Source organism: Streptomyces sp. NPDC043870 (assembly GCF_056435785.1).
In genome coordinates this window covers 20,038-37,463 of record NZ_JBWKDT010000017.1, presented here as the reverse complement: position 1 = coordinate 37,463, position 17,426 = coordinate 20,038, and the positions used below count along the sequence as shown (strand labels likewise).

Annotated in this window: 15 protein-coding genes; 5 read left to right on the top strand and 10 right to left on the bottom strand. The window is 70.5% G+C overall.

The genetic code is table 11. The features are described from left to right. Nucleotides 1–55: 55 nt before the first annotated feature. The 3 genes from AC0699_RS21430 to AC0699_RS21420 form a co-directional block, all read right to left on the bottom strand. Nucleotides 56–1,588 carry a polyamine aminopropyltransferase gene (locus AC0699_RS21430; RefSeq protein ID WP_478662500.1) on the bottom strand — a complete coding sequence of 511 codons (1,533 nt, stop codon included), beginning with the start codon at nucleotides 1,586–1,588 and terminating at the stop codon, nucleotides 56–58. Nucleotides 1,589–1,672: 84 nt separating this feature from the next. Next, complete coding sequence (locus tag AC0699_RS21425; protein ID WP_478662496.1) at nucleotides 1,673–2,191, bottom strand: DUF2617 family protein; 519 nt, start codon at nucleotides 2,189–2,191, stop codon at nucleotides 1,673–1,675. 371 nt (nucleotides 2,192–2,562) lie between these two features. Then, on the bottom strand, nucleotides 2,563–2,808 hold the full coding sequence (locus AC0699_RS21420; RefSeq protein WP_478662495.1) for a hypothetical protein: 246 nt from the start codon (nucleotides 2,806–2,808) through the stop codon (nucleotides 2,563–2,565). Nucleotides 2,809–2,923: 115 nt separating this feature from the next. On the opposite strand from AC0699_RS21420, the gene AC0699_RS21415 reads away from it, so the two are divergent. Both AC0699_RS21415 and AC0699_RS21410 read left to right on the top strand, forming a co-directional pair. After that, nucleotides 2,924–4,114, top strand: coding sequence for a pyridoxal phosphate-dependent aminotransferase (locus AC0699_RS21415; RefSeq protein WP_478662492.1), 1,191 nt, complete (start codon nucleotides 2,924–2,926; stop codon nucleotides 4,112–4,114). 255 nt (nucleotides 4,115–4,369) lie between these two features. Next, nucleotides 4,370–5,590, top strand: coding sequence for a mannosyltransferase family protein (locus AC0699_RS21410; protein WP_478662490.1), 1,221 nt, complete (start codon nucleotides 4,370–4,372; stop codon nucleotides 5,588–5,590). A gap of 26 nt (nucleotides 5,591–5,616) precedes the next feature. Here AC0699_RS21410 and AC0699_RS21405 read toward each other — a convergent pair whose 3' ends face one another. Together AC0699_RS21405 and clpB are read right to left on the bottom strand one after the other, a co-directional pair. Then, the gene (locus AC0699_RS21405; protein WP_478662487.1) at nucleotides 5,617–6,162 is read right to left on the bottom strand and encodes a type III secretion system chaperone family protein; all 546 of its coding nucleotides are present in this window, start codon (nucleotides 6,160–6,162) and stop codon (nucleotides 5,617–5,619) included. A gap of 141 nt (nucleotides 6,163–6,303) precedes the next feature. After that, on the bottom strand, nucleotides 6,304–8,895 hold the full coding sequence (gene clpB, locus AC0699_RS21400) for an ATP-dependent chaperone ClpB (protein WP_478662484.1): 2,592 nt from the start codon (nucleotides 8,893–8,895) through the stop codon (nucleotides 6,304–6,306). A 120-nt stretch (nucleotides 8,896–9,015) separates the two neighbouring features. Between clpB and AC0699_RS21395 the strand changes: the two genes are divergently transcribed. Beyond that, nucleotides 9,016–9,429 carry a pyridoxamine 5'-phosphate oxidase family protein gene (locus tag AC0699_RS21395; RefSeq protein ID WP_453668725.1) on the top strand — a complete coding sequence of 138 codons (414 nt, stop codon included), beginning with the start codon at nucleotides 9,016–9,018 and terminating at the stop codon, nucleotides 9,427–9,429. Between the two features lie 140 nt (nucleotides 9,430–9,569). On the opposite strand, the gene AC0699_RS21390 is transcribed toward AC0699_RS21395, so the two are convergent. Then, nucleotides 9,570–9,890: a (2Fe-2S)-binding protein gene (locus tag AC0699_RS21390; protein ID WP_453668623.1), complete on the bottom strand. Its 321-nt coding sequence runs from the start codon at nucleotides 9,888–9,890 to the stop codon at nucleotides 9,570–9,572. Between the two features lie 298 nt (nucleotides 9,891–10,188). Here AC0699_RS21390 and AC0699_RS21385 point away from each other — a divergent pair, with 298 nt between their 5' ends. Both AC0699_RS21385 and AC0699_RS21380 read left to right on the top strand, forming a co-directional pair. Next, on the top strand, nucleotides 10,189–11,202 hold the full coding sequence (locus AC0699_RS21385) for a helix-turn-helix transcriptional regulator (protein WP_478662482.1): 1,014 nt from the start codon (nucleotides 10,189–10,191) through the stop codon (nucleotides 11,200–11,202). Nucleotides 11,203–11,403: 201 nt separating this feature from the next. Next, the gene (locus AC0699_RS21380) at nucleotides 11,404–13,131 is read left to right on the top strand and encodes a fibronectin type III domain-containing protein (RefSeq protein ID WP_478662481.1); all 1,728 of its coding nucleotides are present in this window, start codon (nucleotides 11,404–11,406) and stop codon (nucleotides 13,129–13,131) included. Nucleotides 13,132–13,198: 67 nt separating this feature from the next. Here the strand turns inward: AC0699_RS21380 and AC0699_RS21375 are convergent, their stop codons facing one another. The 4 genes from AC0699_RS21375 to dnaK are packed head-to-tail and all read right to left on the bottom strand — an operon-like array spanning nucleotide 13,199 to nucleotide 17,398. Continuing rightward, nucleotides 13,199–13,660, bottom strand: coding sequence for a heat shock protein transcriptional repressor HspR (locus tag AC0699_RS21375; protein ID WP_453667316.1), 462 nt, complete (start codon nucleotides 13,658–13,660; stop codon nucleotides 13,199–13,201). Nucleotides 13,661–13,664: 4 nt separating this feature from the next. Further along, nucleotides 13,665–14,849, bottom strand: a complete 1,185-nt coding sequence (gene dnaJ, locus AC0699_RS21370) for a molecular chaperone DnaJ (protein ID WP_478662480.1) — start codon at nucleotides 14,847–14,849, stop codon at nucleotides 13,665–13,667. 42 nt (nucleotides 14,850–14,891) lie between these two features. Next, nucleotides 14,892–15,545, bottom strand: coding sequence for a nucleotide exchange factor GrpE (gene grpE, locus AC0699_RS21365; RefSeq protein WP_469770876.1), 654 nt, complete (start codon nucleotides 15,543–15,545; stop codon nucleotides 14,892–14,894). Then, nucleotides 15,545–17,398 (bottom strand): molecular chaperone DnaK, encoded by a 1,854-nt coding sequence (dnaK, locus tag AC0699_RS21360; protein ID WP_478662478.1) that lies wholly within the window; start codon nucleotides 17,396–17,398, stop codon nucleotides 15,545–15,547. Before dnaK ends, grpE begins: the two co-directional genes overlap by 1 nt. Between the last annotated feature and the right edge of the window lie 28 nt (nucleotides 17,399–17,426).

Here is a 17,426-nt window from a genome sequence, read left to right as displayed (position 1 = left end):
GCCCTTCTGCGCCCTTCTGCGCCCTTCTGCGCGGAACCGGCACAGTTCACGGCGCTCACTCGGCGTACCGCGGGCGCAGCAGCGTCGACGGCGGCACACCCCGCGGCCGTTCGCGCTCCATGCCCACCACCCCGGGCCCCGGCGCGGGCGCCGGGGTGCCGCGCACCGCGAGGACCCCGAGGACGAACCCCCGGTCGGGCGGGCCCGGTGCGCGGTACGGGCGGGTCGCGAACCCGGCCGCGCGGATCGTGGACTCCACGGTCCAGTACGTACGCGACCCCTCCGCCGGCGGTCCGGCGTGCACCGCGAGCCGCCCGCCGTCCGCGAGGACACCCGCCGCGAGACCGTAGAACTCCTGTGAGTACAGCTTGGTGCTAGCCGTTTCGCCCGGATCGGGCAGGTCCGAGATCACCACGTCGTACGCGCTCTGCGCCGCCTCGGGCCCCCTCAGCCAGCGGAAGGCGTCCGCGTACACGACCTTGAGCCGCGGGTCCCGGTACACATGCCCGTTGAGCGCCGCCAGCGCCGGGTCCGTACGGGCCAGCCGCACCATGCCGGGATCGAGCTCGACGACGGTCACCGACCGCACTCCCGGGTGCCGGAGCACTTCGCGCGCCGCCAGCCCGTCGCCCCCGCCGAGGATCAGCACGCGTGTGTGCGGTCCCCGGCTCATCGCGGGGTTCACCAGCGCCCTGTGGTGCCGGCCCTCGCGGCCCCCGCTGACCTGCAGCCGGCCGTCCAGGAAGAGATCGACCGGACCGTGCTCCGCCCCGGTCAGCACGACTTCCTGGACCTCGGTCCGTACGGCGACCCGCACCGGCTCGCCGTACACCGCCCGGCGCGCGGCCGCCTCGAAGTCGGCCACCAGCGCGGTCGCGGTGGCCAGGACGGCCAGCACCGTCAGATTCGCCGCGAGCAGCCACCAGCGCTCCCGCGCCGACAGATCCCGCCGGAACAGCCACAGCACGAGAGCCCCGCCCGCCACCGCGTTCACCGCGCCGGTGAGCAGTGCGCCCGTGAGCTGGCCGAGCCACGGCAGCAGCAGGAAGGGAAAGGCGAGCCCGCCGACGAGCGCGCCCACGTAGTCCGCCGCGAACAGGTCCGCGACCGTGCCCGCGGCATCCTCGTCGGCCCGGCCACCGCGCCGGGACGCCCGCTGGATCAGCGTCATCAGCAAGGGGATCTCCGCGCCGATCAGTACGCCGATGGCGAGCGAGAACGCCACCAGCGCGTACCGCGCCTCGCCGAGCCAGGCGAACGCCGCGTACAGCACGAGCGCCGAACAGCCGCCGATCAGCGCGAGTGCCGCCTCCACCAGACCGAAGCCGACGGCCGCGTGGCAGCGCATCCGCTTGGCGAGCAGGGAGCCGAGACCCATCGCGAAGACCATGACGGAGAGCACCACGGAGGCCTGGGTGACCGAGTCACCGATCAAGTACGAGGCGAGGGCCACGAGTTCGAGCTCGTACACCAGTCCGCAGGCGGCGCAGACGAAGACCACGAGGAGGACGAGGAACCGGCCCGCCCCCGGACGGACGGGCAGCCGCACCCCGCCCTGGACCGGTTTTGTCACTGGCGGGTCGATCATGTCGTAACGCTACGTCACGCATCCGTCGCATCATGTCACCCACATGGGTGCAACTGCCGCAAAATGCCGCAGAGATGCATGGACTCAGCGCGCAGCGGGCATTCGTGCGCCGACGCGTGTACGGGTCACGACGAGCTGGCCCTCCTGCGGGTACGCGTGCCAAGTCCGCCACCGCACCTGGCCTTCGAGCCGCTGCGCCACCATCGCCGTGAACGCGTGCGGCGAGCCGGGAAACGTACCGGCGAGCCCGTTCGGATGGTCCGCGACCAGCGCGAGGAGCTCCTGCGCGCGCCCCGCGAACGAGCCCTTCGACAGCGTCTCGACACGCGCCGCGAACTCGTAGTCCCACTCCCCGAGGCGCTTGGCGACCCCCAGCGGCAGCGGAGTGCTGCTGCCCGGCATGCAGGCGACGGTCTCGGAGCAGGTGCCGCGATCCTCCTCGAGCAGCACCTGATGCGAGGCGCCCAGAAGTCTCAACTGCAGCTTTGCGCCCGCCAGTTCGAGGTCGAGCGCGGCAAGGGCGGGCAGCGGCTCCCGACCCAGCGCCCAGGCCAGATCGGCCGCGCGGGTATCGGTGTAGGAGGTCTTCAGGGTCGTGAGCATGGGTCGGCTCCGCAAAGCACGTGTAACGGGATTGACAGGGCGATCCGGGGCGCCTCGGAGGATGCACAGAGGAGATGGGGATGGATCGCCTGCTCGGGTCCGCAGGAGGCCCGAGGGCTGGATGTTCTCAACAGCGAGGGAATCATGAAGTGCGCGGCACTCACAGCGCTTTTACCCAAGTTGACGTGGTTTCCATCCCCTCGGGGGCCTGACGGTTCAACTGTTCAACAGAAACCCATCGAGACGGTGCACAACCACGCCTGATACGTGCATCGCGCGTCAACAGAAAGGCGCCCGACGGGAGTTCGTCCCATCGGGCGCCTTCGGTCAGGCGGACCGGCTGCCCCGTGTCAGCCGCCTCCGCCACTGCCTCAGCTGCCGCCGCCCCCGCCGCAGCCGCCCCCGCCACCGCCACCGCCACCACAGCTGCTGCTGCCACCGCACGACGACGAACCGCCGCAGCCACCCCCACCGTCGCCGCCGCCCCCGGCCCACCAGCTGCTCCCGCCGCTCCCGCTGCTCCGCCCCGACCTCCGCCGGCGCGCGCTCCTGACCGAGGCGGCGTTCGCCAGCACGACGACCGTGATCAGCACGAGCACGATGAGAATGAATTCCATCGACCTCACCTTTCCTTCGTCCCCCGAAGCGAGGCTGCTTCTGGTGTGCCTGGGGGATGCCCCCGGCCCGGGCGGCCCAAAGCAGACTTGAGCTAGTCCAGAGGTTGCGCGCAGGATGGCCGCCATGACCTCCAGCGCGCGCCCCCTCCTCAACCGCCGCCTCGCCGCATTCGGGACGACGATCTTCGCGGAGATGTCCGCGCTGGCCGTGCGGACGGGCTCGATCAACCTCGGGCAGGGCTTCCCGGACACCGACGGACCGGAGGAGGTGCGGGAGGCGGCGGTGCGCGCGCTGCGCGACGGCCGCGGCAACCAGTACCCGCCCGGCCCCGGTGTCCCCGAGCTGCGCACCGCGATCGCCGGTCACCAGCAGGAGCGGTACGGCCTCGGCCACGACCCCGACACCGAGGTGCTGGTCACGGCCGGCGCGACCGAGGCGATCGCGGCCGCGCTGCTCGCCTTCGTCGAGCCCGGCGACGAGGTGATCGCGCTGGAGCCGTACTACGACTCGTACGCCGCCTGTATCGCGATGGCGGGCGGAACGCGCGTACCGGTGACGCTCCGCCCCCGGGACGGGGCGTACCACCTGGACCTGGACGAGCTGCGGGACGCCGTCACCGACCGCACGCGCCTCATTCTGCTCAACACCCCGCACAACCCGACCGGGACCGTCCTCACCCACGAGGAGCTGGCGGCCGTCGCGGCGCTCGCCGTCGAACGCGATCTGCTGGTCGTCACCGACGAGGTGTACGAGCACCTGGTCTTCGACGGCGCGCACACGCCGATCGCGTCCTTCCCCGGGATGCGCGAGCGCACGGTCACCATCGGCTCGGCCGGCAAGACGTTCTCGTTCACCGGCTGGAAGGTCGGCTGGGTGACGGCGTCCGCCCCGCTGGTGACCGCCGTGCGCTCGGCCAAGCAGTTCCTCACGTATGTGTCGTCGGGACCCTTCCAGTACGCGGTCGCCGAGGCGCTCGCGCTGCCGCAGACGTACTTCGACGGGCTCCGGGACGATCTGCGCGCCAAGCGGGATCTGCTGGGCTCGGGGCTCGCAGCGGCCGGATTCGAGGTCTACCGGCCGGCCGGGACGTACTTCGTCACCACCGACATCCGCCCGCTCGGCGAGGACGACGGCTTCGCGTTCTGCCGCGCCCTGCCGGAGCGCTGCGGGGTCGTCGCGATCCCGAACGCCGTCTTCTACGACCACCGCGAACAGGGCGCGCCCTTCGTGCGGTTCGCCTTCTGCAAGCAGGTGGAGGTGCTGGAGGAGGCGGTCTCCCGGCTGAAGGGTCTGGCGGCGGGCTGAAGGCCCCGGACCGGGGCCGAGGACCGGGACTGCGGACCGGGACTGCGGACCGGGACCGAGGACCGGGACCGCGGGCCGGGACTGCGGACCGGGAGCGCCTTGTGGATCGGCCCGGCACGATCCGCACCGGCACCCCGTAGCGGCTGACCAGGCCGCTGTCACGGCGACACGCGTGCACGCGGCGGCCCGCGCGCGCATTCCACCCGGGCGGCTGCCCAGAGCTCGCGCCGCGTACGTGCGCCGACGATGGTCGGGTTGACCGATCACGCGCGCGCACGGAGGTGCCCCCTGTCCGCCGAGACCTGCGACAAGACAGCACCGCCCGTCGACACCTCCCGGTCCGTTCCGCCGCTGCGTGCCGCCCTGCTCCGGGCCGCCCCCGCGCTCGGGCTGTTCGCGGCGGCCCGGCTCACCGGGATGGTGCTGCTGGCGCTGTGGGCCTGGCACATCGGCCAGTCCCCCAGGGCACTGCTCGCCACCTCCTGGGACTCCGACTGGTACGCCCGTATCGCCGCGCACGGCTATGGGCGGACGCTGTACTGGCCGGACGGCGCCGTCCAGTCCGACCTGGCGTTCTTCCCGCTCTACCCGGGTCTCGTCCGGGCCGTGACGGCGGTCGTCCCGGTGGCGGGGGGCACGGCGGGTCTGGTGCTGTCGTGGATCGCCGCGGGGGCCGCGGCGTGGGGCATCTACGCGGTCGTCGAGCGGCTGCACGGCCGGACCGTCGCGACCCTCGTCGTGCTGCTGTGGGGGCTGCTGCCGCACTCGATCGTGCTGTCCATGGCGTACACCGAGCCGCTGTTGACGGCGTTCGCCGCGTGGTCGCTGTACGCGCTGCTGACGGGCCGCTGGATGTGGGCCGCCACGCTGGCGGCGCTCGCCGGACTGACCCGGCCCAACGGCATCGCGGTCGCGGCGGCGGTGTGCGTCATGGCGGGGCGGCAGCTGTGGCGGCGGCGCGGCACGGCGGCCGCCGGCCGGGGCAGGATCTGGGCGGCTGCCGTGCTGGCGCCCGCCGGGTGGCTCGGCTATCTGCTGTGGGTGGGGGTGCGCAAGGGCGATCCGCTCGGCGGGTACTTCGCGGTGCAGAGCGGCTGGACGTCGCGGTTCGACCTGGGGCGCGGCTCGCTGGAGGTGGTGCGCAGCATCGTGACCGAGCCCGCCTACTTCGGCTTCCCGATGGCACTGGTGATCACCGGCGCGGGGGTACTGCTCTTCGCCCTGTTCACGCTGGACCGGCCGCCGCCTGCGCTGTTCGTGTACACCGCGGTACTGGTGGTGATCACGGTCGGTGGATCCGGCTTCTTCGAGTCCAAACCGCGTTTCCTGCTGCCGGCGTTCCCGCTGCTGCTGCCGCTGGCGTCCGCACTGACGAAAGCCCGGCCCAGGGCGGCGATCACCGTGATCGTCGCCCTGGCCGGGCTGTCGTTCAGCTACGGGGCGTACGTCCTGACGCTCGCCCCGATGGCGCTGTGAGTCCTGCTGCGGGCTTAGCGGCCCGCTCAGGCCTCGTCGGCGGGCTTCTCGTCCGCCGGCTTCTCCTCGGCCGTGGCCAGGCCGAGCTGCTCCGCCAGCCACTTGTCGAACTCGATCGCCGCGCGCACCCAGCTGACCGTCGAGGACACGAAGTGCTCCAGGCTGACGCCGGTGCCGATCAGCATCTGGGCCTCGCCGATGAGACGGACCGAGGCGGGCTGGCCCTCCTCCTCGTGGGTGTGCGTGTAGACCTTCGGCCACAGCGTGCGGCGGTTCCAGTCGTCGATCGCGTCGAGGATCTTCGCCCGGTCCTCGAGCGCGTGGGGACGGTCGTAGAACGTCCGCACCGAGAAGACCTGCTGCTCCTCCTCGCCGCGGAACATGAAGTACGTACGGAACTCCTCCCACGGCGCCGCGAGGTCACCCTCGTCGTCGACGACGTACTTCAGTTCCATCTGGTCGAGAAGCTGCTTGACCAGGTCCTGGTCGGGGATGACCGGGCCCGCCGGTCCTGCGGCCTGAGGCTGGGGCTGGCCCCCGAAATTCGGAATCGAGGACGGGTCGATGCTCACCGGGTGTTTCCCTTCGTACGGATACGGCCATCCTCCCCCATCCCGGGCGGGGGCTGGCAACCCCCGCCGGGCCTTCGGCACGACGTGTCCGGATCTCTGCGCCGGGCCGGGGCGCGGGACGGAGCCCCGCGCCCCGGGGCGTCACTGCGCGGGGCCCACGATCAGGCCGTTCTCGAAGCGGTCCACACGGACCGTGTCGCCGTCCTCGATCTCTCCCGAGAGGATTTCCCTGGCGAGCCGGTCGCCGATCGCGGTCTGGACGAGACGGCGCAGGGGCCGCGCGCCGTAGGCCGGGTCGTTGCCCTCCTCGGCCAGCCACTCCAGTGCCTCCGGGGTGACGTCCAGGGTCAGCCGGCGCTCGGCGAGCCGCTTCGCGAGGCGCCCGATCTGCAGCTCGGCGATATGCACCAGCTCGTCCTTCGACAGGGCCGAGAAGACGACGATGTCGTCCAGTCGGTTGAGGAACTCGGGCTTGAACGAGACCCGCACGACCTCCAGGACCTGCTGCTTCTTCTCCTCCTCGCTCGTCAGCGGCTCGACCAGGAACTGGCTGCCGAGGTTGGAGGTCAGGATCAGGATGGTGTTGCGGAAGTCCACCGTCCGGCCCTGGCCGTCGGTCAGCCGGCCGTCGTCGAGGACCTGCAGCAGGATGTCGAAGGCCTCGGGGTGCGCCTTCTCCACCTCGTCGAGCAGCACCACGCTGTACGGCCGGCGCCGCACCGCCTCGGTGAGCTGGCCGCCCTCCTCGTAGCCGACGTAACCGGGAGGCGCGCCGACCAGGCGGGCGACGCTGTGCTTCTCGCCGTACTCGCTCATGTCGATGCGGACCATCGCCCGCTCGTCGTCGAAGAGGAAGTCCGCGAGGGCCTTCGCCAGTTCGGTCTTGCCGACACCGGTCGGGCCGAGGAAGAGGAAGGAGCCCGTCGGGCGGTCGGTGTCGGCGATACCGGCCCGCGAGCGGCGCACCGCGTCCGACACGGCCCGTACCGCCTCGGTCTGGCCGATGAGCCGCTTGCCGAGCTCGGACTCCATGCGGAGCAGCTTCTGGGTCTCGCCCTCCAGCAGCCGGCCGGCGGGGATCCCGGTCCAGGAGGCGACCACGTCCGCGATGTCGTCCGGGCCGACCTCCTCCTTGACCATGGTGTCCTTCGCGGCCTCCTGCCGGGCCTCGGCCTCGCTGGCCGCCTCCAGCTCCCGCTCCAGCGTGGGGATCTCCCCGTACAGCAGCTTGGACGCGGTGTCGAAGTCACCGTCGCGCTGGGCACGTTCGGCCTGGCCGCGCAGCTCGTCGAGCCTCTCCTTCAGCTCACCGACACGGTTGAGGGACTCCTTCTCCTTCTCCCAGCGTGCGGTGAGCCCGCGCAGCTCCTCCTCCTTGTCGGCGAGGTCGCGGCGCAGCTTCTCCAGGCGCTGCTTGCTCGCCTCGTCGGTCTCCTTGGAGAGCGCGAGCTCCTCCATCCGGAGGCGGTCGACGGAGCGCTGCAGCTCGTCGATCTCGACCGGCGAGGAGTCGATCTCCATACGGAGCCGGGACGCGGACTCGTCGACGAGGTCGATGGCCTTGTCGGGCAGGAAGCGGGAGGTGATGTACCGGTCGGACAGGGTCGCGGCGGCGACCAGGGCGCTGTCCGCGATCTGCACCTTGTGGTGGGCCTCGTAACGGCCCTTGAGCCCGCGCAGGATCGCGATCGTGTCCTCGACCGTCGGTTCGGCGACCAGCACCTGCTGGAAGCGCCGCTCCAGCGCCGCGTCCTTCTCGATCCGCTCGCGGTACTCGTCGAGCGTCGTGGCGCCGACCATGCGCAGCTCCCCGCGCGCGAGCATCGGCTTCAGCATGTTGCCCGCGTCCATCGCGGAGTCGCCGCCGGCGCCCGCGCCGACGACGGTGTGCAGCTCGTCGATGAACGTGATGATCTGGCCCTCGCTCTCCTTGATCTCGGAGAGGACGGTCTTCAGGCGCTCCTCGAACTCGCCCCGGTACTTCGCACCCGCAACCATCGCGCCCAGGTCGAGGGAGACCAGTCGCTTGTTCCGCAGCGATTCGGGGACGTCGCCCTTCACGATCCGCTGGGCGAGGCCCTCGACGACGGCGGTCTTGCCCACGCCGGGCTCACCGATCAGCACGGGGTTGTTCTTGGTGCGGCGCGACAGGACCTGGACGACGCGGCGGATCTCGTGGTCACGGCCGATGACGGGGTCGAGCTTTCCGTCCCTCGCCGCTGCCGTGAGGTCGGTGCCGAACTTCTCCAGGGCCTTGTACTGCCCCTCGGGGTCGGGTGTGGTCACCCGGCGCCCTCCTCTTGCCTTCTCGAACGCTTCCTGAAGCTTCTCCGCGGTGGCGCCCTGCCGGGACAGCACCTCGCCCGCCCGCCCGCCCTTGGCGGCGACACCGATGAGCAGATGCTCGGTGGAGAGGTAGTCGTCGCCGAGCTCCTTGGCGCGCTGCGCGGCATCGGCGATGACGGCGAGCAGCTCGCGGTTGGGCTGCGGCGGGGCGACGGTGGACCCGGTCACGCTGGGCTGGTCGGCGAGCACCCGCTCCGCCCCGGACCGTACCGCGGCCTGGTCCGCGTCGGTCGCGGCCAGCAGATCGGTGATGTTCTCGTTGTCCTGGCCCGCGAGCAGTGCCAGCAGCAGATGCGCGGGGGTCAGGTCTGGGTGCCCCTCGGACACGGCCCGGGTGGTGGCGGCGTTGAGCGCGTCCCGGCTCCTGTTGGTCAGCTCTGCGTCCACGTGCGGTCTCTCCTCCTCCGAATCGCCTTTGACTCACACAACGTACATAAAGTTGAGCCTATTCCACTCAAGGCACTGTCAGGGTAGTACGCCGAAGCCGCCCGCAGGTAGGTTCCGGGCATGGCCATCGACCCGCGACACCCCGACACGTCCTATCTCAGCTTCTGGCGCGAGTACCACATGTGCACGCTCACGACCCCGCGTCCCGACGGCAGCCCGCACGTCGTCGCGGTGGGCGTCACCTACGACCCGGAGGGCGGCGAGAAGGGCATCGCCCGCGTGATCACCAACAAGCACAGCCACAAGGTCGCGAACGTGCTGGCCGCGGGCTCGGAGGGGGCACGGGTCGCCGTCTGCCAGGTGGACAAGGGTCGCTGGGCGACCCTGGAGGGCCGCGCCACGGTCCGTACGGAGCCGGAGGTGGTCGCGGACGCCGTCGCCCGCTACGCGGAGCGCTACGGACGCACCCCGGCCCCCAACCCGGACCGGGTGGTCATCGAGATCGCGCTCACCCGCGCGATGGGCCGGGCCTGACCGGGGGCGTCGGCCCCGGAGAAGGGGGCGTCGGCCCCGGAGAAAGAGCAAAGCACAGCGGCGCCATCGTGTTTCAGGTCCACGATGGCGCCGCTGTGTGGGGGAAGCGCCTGAGCGATCTTGAACGACGGGGGAACCGCTCAGGCACTGCGGGGGGTGGCGGTGGTGGTCTCTGGCTCGACCAGCTGATGGTCACGCTGATCGAGGTTGACGAAGATCATTCCGTACCTGATGGCACAGCGAACGGGTCGTGGGGCTCCCCGGGGCCGGCGAAGGCACCGGTAGGCGCGGACGTCCTCGTCGTCCTCGCGGGCGACGACGATCGGCTCCCCGAAGAGAGTGACCATCAACGAATCACCACGGTGGGGGATGGCCGTGACGAGATCGATGAAGTGCCACCCGGATCGGTACGCGGTCGCCATCTCACGCCGGAAGACACGGTCGTCCGGGGGAACGCTCATGCGTCGGTACCAGCCGGAGCGATGTCCCATGAAGGCTCACCTGGAGCCGCGATCACCTTGAGCGCCGGTGCAGTGTCCCACGAGGGCTCCTCGCTGCCGCCCAGAGCACCGAGAGCACCGAGAGCAGCCGCAACGGCTATAGCGCTAAGTGCGCGAACCATCCTGGTCATGACCGATCTCCACCTCTTTTGGTCCTTACCTCCTCCCCCGCGCCTAAGACGATGGCTCACTCAGAACGCTTCCACCAGCGGAGGCAGGCATCATGTTCCTGTAATTCAGGACCCTGAGGGGGGTGCAAATGATGTCAAAGAGGGGCGATCACCGACATCAGCATGGTCCGGATGAGCTCTGCCCGGCCGGCAAGGACCTCTACGCGGCCGCTCTGCGCACGGGACGGACGACCCGGTCCGAGATCGGGGCCGCTCCCTGCCTCGTCGATCTCGCACTGTTGCACCCGGATCCGGACGATCCGGAACTGCTGCGGCCGGTCGCTCCGTCCATCGCGCTCAATCAGCTGATACACCCAATAGAGCGGGAGATCCAGCAGCGGCGGCAGCGCACTATTGCGCTGGCCGACACGTTTGAGCCATTCATGGCCATCACCGCCCAGGATCCGCCCTCGACCAGCGCGATCACCGTTCTGGAGGGCCTCGAACTCATCAACGCGACGCTCGACCGCGTGACGTCCGAGTGCACCGAGGAGATGCTCACGGTGCAGCCGGGCAGCGGTCGCCGACCGCACATCCTGCAGGAGGCCCTCCGCCGCGTCGAGCCCCTGCTCGACCGTGGCATCCGGATGCGCACCCTGTACCAGCACACGGCCCGCCACCACTCCTCGACGCTGGCCTACGTGGAACGGATCTCCCCGTTCGGCCTCGAGGTGCGCACCCTCGAGGAGATCATCGACCGGCTGATCATCGTTGACCGGAAAGTTGCCTTCGTACCCGCGCGCAGCGACCGCCGTGTCGCCCTCGAACTACGGCACGAAGGCCTCGTCCAGTACCTCGTCGGCGTCTTCGACCAGTTCTGGTTGCACGGCATACCGTGGGAGGAGGAAGTCGTCGCGTACGCCCCCGTCCCCGACGGCATCAGCGGCGTCCAGCGCTCCATCGCCAAACTGCTCATCGAAGGCCATGTCGACGAGGCGATCGCGCGCCGCCTCGGCATGAACGTCCGCACCTGCCGCGCCCACATAGCCAAGCTCGCCTCCGCCCTCGGCAGTGGTTCGCGTGCGCAACTCGGCTATCTCATCGCCCAGTCCGGGATCCTGGAGCAGGACCACTCCGGAATCCTGGAGCAGCAGGACCACTGACCATGTATCAGCCCACCGCCGCCCCGGAGCCGATGGGGCGGCCGGGCCGGCCCGGACCGGCGGCAGAGCTCCTCCCCTGACCTGCGCCATCGGTGCTGACAGCGGGCCCACCGGCATGCGATCATCACGCCCGGCGCTCCCCCCACGCCCCTGGCGCCGCCCCCACGCTCCCACCGGACCGAGAGCGACCTCCCGATACTCATGCATCAGCGTCTCCGCGCTGCCTGCGCGACGGCTGCCGCCGCCATCGGCGCAGCCTCCGCCGCACTTGCCCTGCCGGCCACCGCCCACGCCGCCACCGTCACCTGCGCGGACGGCGTGTGGAAGGCCTCGTACTACGCCAACACCACCCTCACCGGCACGCCCAGGCGGACCGTGTGCGACACGTCCATCAACGAGAAGTACGGCACCGGCGCCCCCGCCGGCACCACCCTGCCCAAGGACAACTTCTCCGTCCGCTGGACCACCGCCCGCGACTTCGGCTCGGGCGGACCGTTCACCCTCACCGCCGCGGCGCAGGACGGCGTACGGGTCTACGTCGACGGCGTCCGCAGGATCGACGCCTGGAAGAACGTCAGCACCACGCAGACGAGGACCCTCAACCTCACCATGCCCAAGGGCCGCCACACCCTCCAGGTCGACTTCGCCGCCTGGACCGGCGCGGCCAACATCGGCTTCGCGTACAACCCGGTCACCACCGCCGCGGCCGACAAGGTCAAGCCGCTCGCCCCGACGGGCGGGAATACCGCGTACTCGGCCACGACGTACCGGCCGACCGTCACCTGGACCCGCAACCGCGAGATGGACATCGCCGGATACCGGGTCAAGCGCTGCACGGAGCCGTGCAGCTGGCAGACCGTCAGCGGTCCCGCCCTGCTGACCGGCACCTCGTTCACGGACGTGCCGCTGGCGAACGGACGGCTGTACTCCTACGCCGTCGCGGCCGTCGACAAGGCGGGCAACGAATCGCCCCTGGGCGGCGCCAAGTACGCCGTCACCACCGATCTGCCCGACCCCGCCGTACCGGAGGGGCTGGCGGCCACGGACACCGCCAAGGGCATCACCCTCGGCTGGGCGGCATCCGACCGCGCCACCTCCTACCGCGTCTACCGGGGCACCGACGTGTCCTTCCTGCAGGCGGTCGGCACCAGCCCGACGCCCACCTTCACGGACACCGCGGTCAAGGACAACACCGTCTACCACTACGCGGTCCAGGCCCTCGACGGATACGGCAACGAGTCCGTCCGCAGCGCCACCCAGGAGATCCGGCGCGGGGACCACCGGGTGCCCTCCGCCCCCACCCTTACGGCTCAGCCCTACGGCTCCTGGGACGGCGTACAGCTGCGCTGGACCGTGCCCGCCGGGGACAGCGGAAGGGACATCCGCGTCTACCGCTCCACCGGGTCGCCCGTCCCGGCCGGCGCCACCCCGATCACCACCTGCCGGGTGGATCATCTGACCAGGTCCTGCGTCGACGAGGGCGACCTGGAGCGCGGCACGACCTACCACTACGTCATCACCCAGGTGAACGTCGACGGCGTGGAGTCGCCCCGGTCCAACCAGGTCACCTTCACCCGGCCCGGCGACTCCGACCCACCGGCCGCCGTCACCGGCCTGACCGCCGCCCTCACCGACGGCGGCGCCATCAAGGTCGACTGGAACGACAGCCTTGAGCCGGACCTCCTGCGCTACGAGCTGCGCCGCGCCCGCGTCCACGAGGACGAGGACGGCACGGTCCTGGAGGTCGTGACGACCGAGTACCTCGGCGCCGGCACCTCGGAGTTCCTCTACCAGCCCGTACCGGACGGCGAGACCTGGGCGTTCTTCGTCGTGGCCGTCGACACGTACGGCAACGCACTGCCCTGGCAGACCGTCCCCGGCGGCTATGTCACCGCCACCGAGCCCGGGGAGCCGGCGCCGGAGGAGTGAGCCGTACGGCACACAGCACAACGGCCCTCCCCGCGGTCGCGGGGAGGGCCGTTGTCCGACTGGCCTGCTACTGGTCCCGCTTCGGCCGCCACACCACCAGCGCGCTCGTCTGCTGCACATCCTGGTACGGCACCAGATCGCGCCGGTACGACGCGTGCACCTGCGCCTCACGCTGCTGCATCGCCGCCGCCGCGCTCTCCACCGCCGCCGAGAGCTCCGCGACGCGCTGCTGGAGCGCCGCGACCTGGTTCTCCAGCTCGATGATGCGCTTGATACCCGCCAGGTTGATGCCCTCGTCCTGCGACAGCGCCTGCACCTGCCGGAGCAGTTCGATGTCACGGGCCGAGTAGCGCCGGCCGCGGCCGGCGGTGCGGTCCGGGGAGACAAGACCGAGGCGGTCGTACTGCCGCAGGGTCTGCGGGTGCAGACCGGACAGCTGAGCCGCGACCGAGATGACGTACACCGGCGTCTCGTCGGTCAGTTCATAGGCCCTGCTACCGAATCCGGGCTGTCGACGTCGACCGTCCATCGCGTCATGCTCCCTTCGCAGCCTGGAACAGTTCTGCCCGCGGATCCTCGCCCTCAGTCACCTTGCGGTAGGCCTCCAGCGCCTCACGGGCCTCGTCTCCGAGCTCCTTCGGCACCGCCACCTCCACGGTGATGAGCAGATCGCCGCGGGTGCCGTCCTTGCGGACCGCACCCTTGCCACGGGCCCGCATCGTACGGCCGTTCGGCGTACCGGCGGGCAGTTTCAGCGTGACCGGAGGGCCGCCGAGCGTCGGGACCTTCACCTCGCCGCCGAGCGCCGCCTCCGCGAAGGAGACCGGCACGGTCACGGTGAGGTTGTCGTCCCTGCGGCCGAAGACCGGGTGGGAGTCGACATGGACCACGACGTAGAGATCGCCGGCCGGTCCGCCGCGCTCGCCCGGGGCGCCCTTGCCGCGCAGCCGGATCCGCTGGCCGTCACTCACCCCCGCGGGGATGCGGACCTGCATGGTCCGGGACGACTTGGCACGGCCGCTGCCGTGGCAGACCTCGCAGGGGTCCTGGGCGATGAGCCCGCGGCCCTTGCAGTCCACGCACGGGTCGGTCAGCGAGAACGAGCCGCTGCCGCCGCGCGAGACCTGGCCGGTGCCGACACAGGTCGGGCACACGCGCGGTGTGCCGTTCTTGTCGCCGGTGCCCGAACAGGCCTTGCAGGGCTGCTGACTGGACATCCGGAGCGGGACCGTGGCCCCGTCGACGGCCTCGGTGAAGCTGAGCGTCACCTCGGACTCGATGTCCTGGCCACGGCGCGGCTGCGTACGCGTACCGGTACCGGCACCGCGGTTGAACAGCCCGCCGAAGACATCCCCGAGTCCGCCGCCGAAGCCGCCGGCACCTCCGGCACCGCCCCCTCCGCCCTGGGTGCCCCCGAAGAGGTCACCCAGGTCGAAGTTGAAGCTGCCGCCGGCGCCGGGCCCGGCCCGGAAGCCACCGTTGCCGAAGAGGGACCGCGCCTCGTCGTACTCCTTGCGCCGCTTGGGGTCGCCGAGCACGTCGTTGGCCTCGGAGATCTCCTTGAAGCGCTCCTCGGCCTTGGCGTCGCCCTTGTTGGCGTCCGGGTGGTTCTCGCGGGCGAGCTTCCGGTACGCCTTCTTGATCTCCGCGTCGGTGGCGTCCTTGGGGACGCCGAGGACCTTGTAGTAGTCCTTCTCGACGAAGTCCTTCGTGCTCATCGACGTCCCTCCTTCCGGTACGTCACTGCGTCGGTCACTGCGTCAGCCCTCGTCCGGGCCACCGCTCTCCTCGTCCGGTGCCTGCTCCGCCTGGTCCTTCGGCTGGGCCCCGGGCTGGGGCTCGGCCACCGCGACGCGGGCGGGGCGGATGGTCCGCTCGCCGATCCGGTACCCCGGCTGCAGGATCGCGACGCAGGTCGTCTCGGTGACGTCCGGCGCGTACGAGTGCATCAGGGCTTCGTGGATCGTCGGGTCGAAGGGCTCGCCCTCCTTGCCGAACTGCTGCAGGCCCATCTTGGCGGCGACCGTCTCCAGCGATTCGGCCACCGACTTGAAGCCGCCCACCAGTTCGCCGTGCTCCCGGGCGCGGCCGATGTCGTCGAGGACGGGCAGGAGCTCGGTCAGGAGCTGCGCGACGGCGATCTCCTTGACCGTGATCCGGTCCCGCTCCACGCGGCGACGGTAGTTCTGGTACTCGGCCTGGAGCCGCTGGAGGTCCATCGTGCGCTCGTTGAGCGCGGTACGGACCTGGTCCAGCTGGGCCGTCAGGCCTGCCTGAGCTGCGGTCTGTGCTGCGTCCCCGGCCGGGGCCGCCCCCTCCTCGACGGAGGGGGAGGCGGCCTGCGCCGCTTCGTCGGGAGTGGCGCCGGAGGGGACGTCGGGCTTCTCCTCGAAGCCCGGGGTCTCCTCCGTCATCAGGCAGCGCCGCCCTTCGGCTTCTCGTCGTCGACGATCTCGGCGTCGACGACATCGTCCTCGGCCTGCGCGCCGGCACCGGCGCCCGGTGCGTCACCGCCGCCCGCGGCCTGCTGGGCCTGCGCGTCGGCGTACATGGCCTGGCCGAGCTTCTGGGAGACGGCCGCGACCTTCTCGGTGGCGGTACGGATCTCCGCGGTGTCCTCGCCCTTCAGCTTCTCCTTGAGCTCGGTCACCGCCGTCTCGACCTCGGTCTTGACGTCGCCCGGGACCTTGTCCTCGTTGTCCTTGAGGAACTTCTCGGTCTGGTAGACGAGCTGCTCGGCCTGGTTGCGGGTCTCGGCGGCCTCGCGGCGGCGGTGGTCCTCCTCCGCATACTGCTCGGCCTCCTGGCGCATCCGGTCGACCTCGTCCTTGGCGAGCGAAGAGCCGCCGGTGACGGTCATCTTCTGCTCCTTGCCCGTGCCCAGGTCCTTCGCGGTCACGTGCATGATGCCGTTGGCGTCGATGTCGAAGGAGACCTCGATCTGCGGGACGCCGCGCGGGGCCGGCGGAAGGCCGGTCAGCTCGAACATGCCGAGCTTCTTGTTGTACGCCGCGATCTCGCGCTCGCCCTGGTAGACCTGGATCTGCACGGACGGCTGGTTGTCCTCGGCCGTCGTGAAGATCTCGGACCGCTTGGTCGGGATCGTGGTGTTGCGCTCGATGAGCTTGGTCATGATGCCGCCCTTGGTCTCGATACCGAGGGACAGCGGGGTCACGTCGAGGAGCAGGACGTCCTTGACCTCACCCTTGAGGACACCGGCCTGGAGGGTGGCGCCGATGGCGACGACCTCGTCCGGGTTCACACCCTTGTTGGCCTCCTTGCCGCCGGTCAGCTCCTTGACGAGCTCGGCGACGGCCGGCATACGGGTCGAACCACCGACGAGAACGACGTGGTCGATCTCGGAGAGCTGGATGCCCGCGTCCTTGATGACGTTGTGGAACGGCGTCTTGCAGCGCTCCAGCAGGTCGGCGGTCAGCTGCTGGAACTGGGCGCGCGTGAGCTTCTCGTCCAGGTGCAGCGGGCCCTCGGCGGACGCCGTGATGTAGGGCAGGTTGATCGTCGTCTCGGTCGAGGACGACAGCTCGATCTTCGCCTTCTCCGCAGCCTCGCGGAGACGCTGGAGAGCCATCTTGTCCTTGGACAGGTCGACCCCGTGACCGTTGGCGAACTGCTTCACCAGGTAGTCGACGACGCGCTGGTCCCAGTCGTCACCACCGAGGTGGTTGTCACCGTTGGTGGCCTTCACCTCGACGACACCGTCGCCGATCTCCAGCAGCGAGACGTCGAAGGTACCGCCACCGAGGTCGAAGACGAGGATGGTCTGGTCGTCCTTGTCGAGGCCGTAGGCCAGGGCGGCGGCCGTCGGCTCGTTGACGATGCGCAGGACGTTGAGGCCCGCGATCTCGCCGGCCTCCTTGGTGGCCTGACGCTCGGAGTCGTTGAAGTACGCCGGGACGGTGATGACCGCGTCCGTGACCTTCTCGCCCAGGTACGACTCGGCGTCCCGCTTCAGCTTCTGCAGGATGAACGCGGAGATCTGCTGCGGGTTGAAGTTCTTCCCGTCCAGCTCGATCTTCCAGTCCGTACCCATGTGACGCTTCACGGACCGGATGGTCCGGTCCACGTTGGTGACCGCCTGACGCTTCGCGACCTCTCCGACGAGCACCTCACCGTTCTTGGCGAAGGCGACGACGGACGGCGTGGTCCTGGCGCCCTCGGCGTTGGTGATGACGGTGGGCTCACCGCCCTCCAGAACGCTGACGACGGAGTTAGTCGTGCCCAGGTCGATGCCGACCGCACGTGCCATTTCGATTCCTCCAGTGGGCTGGACTTGA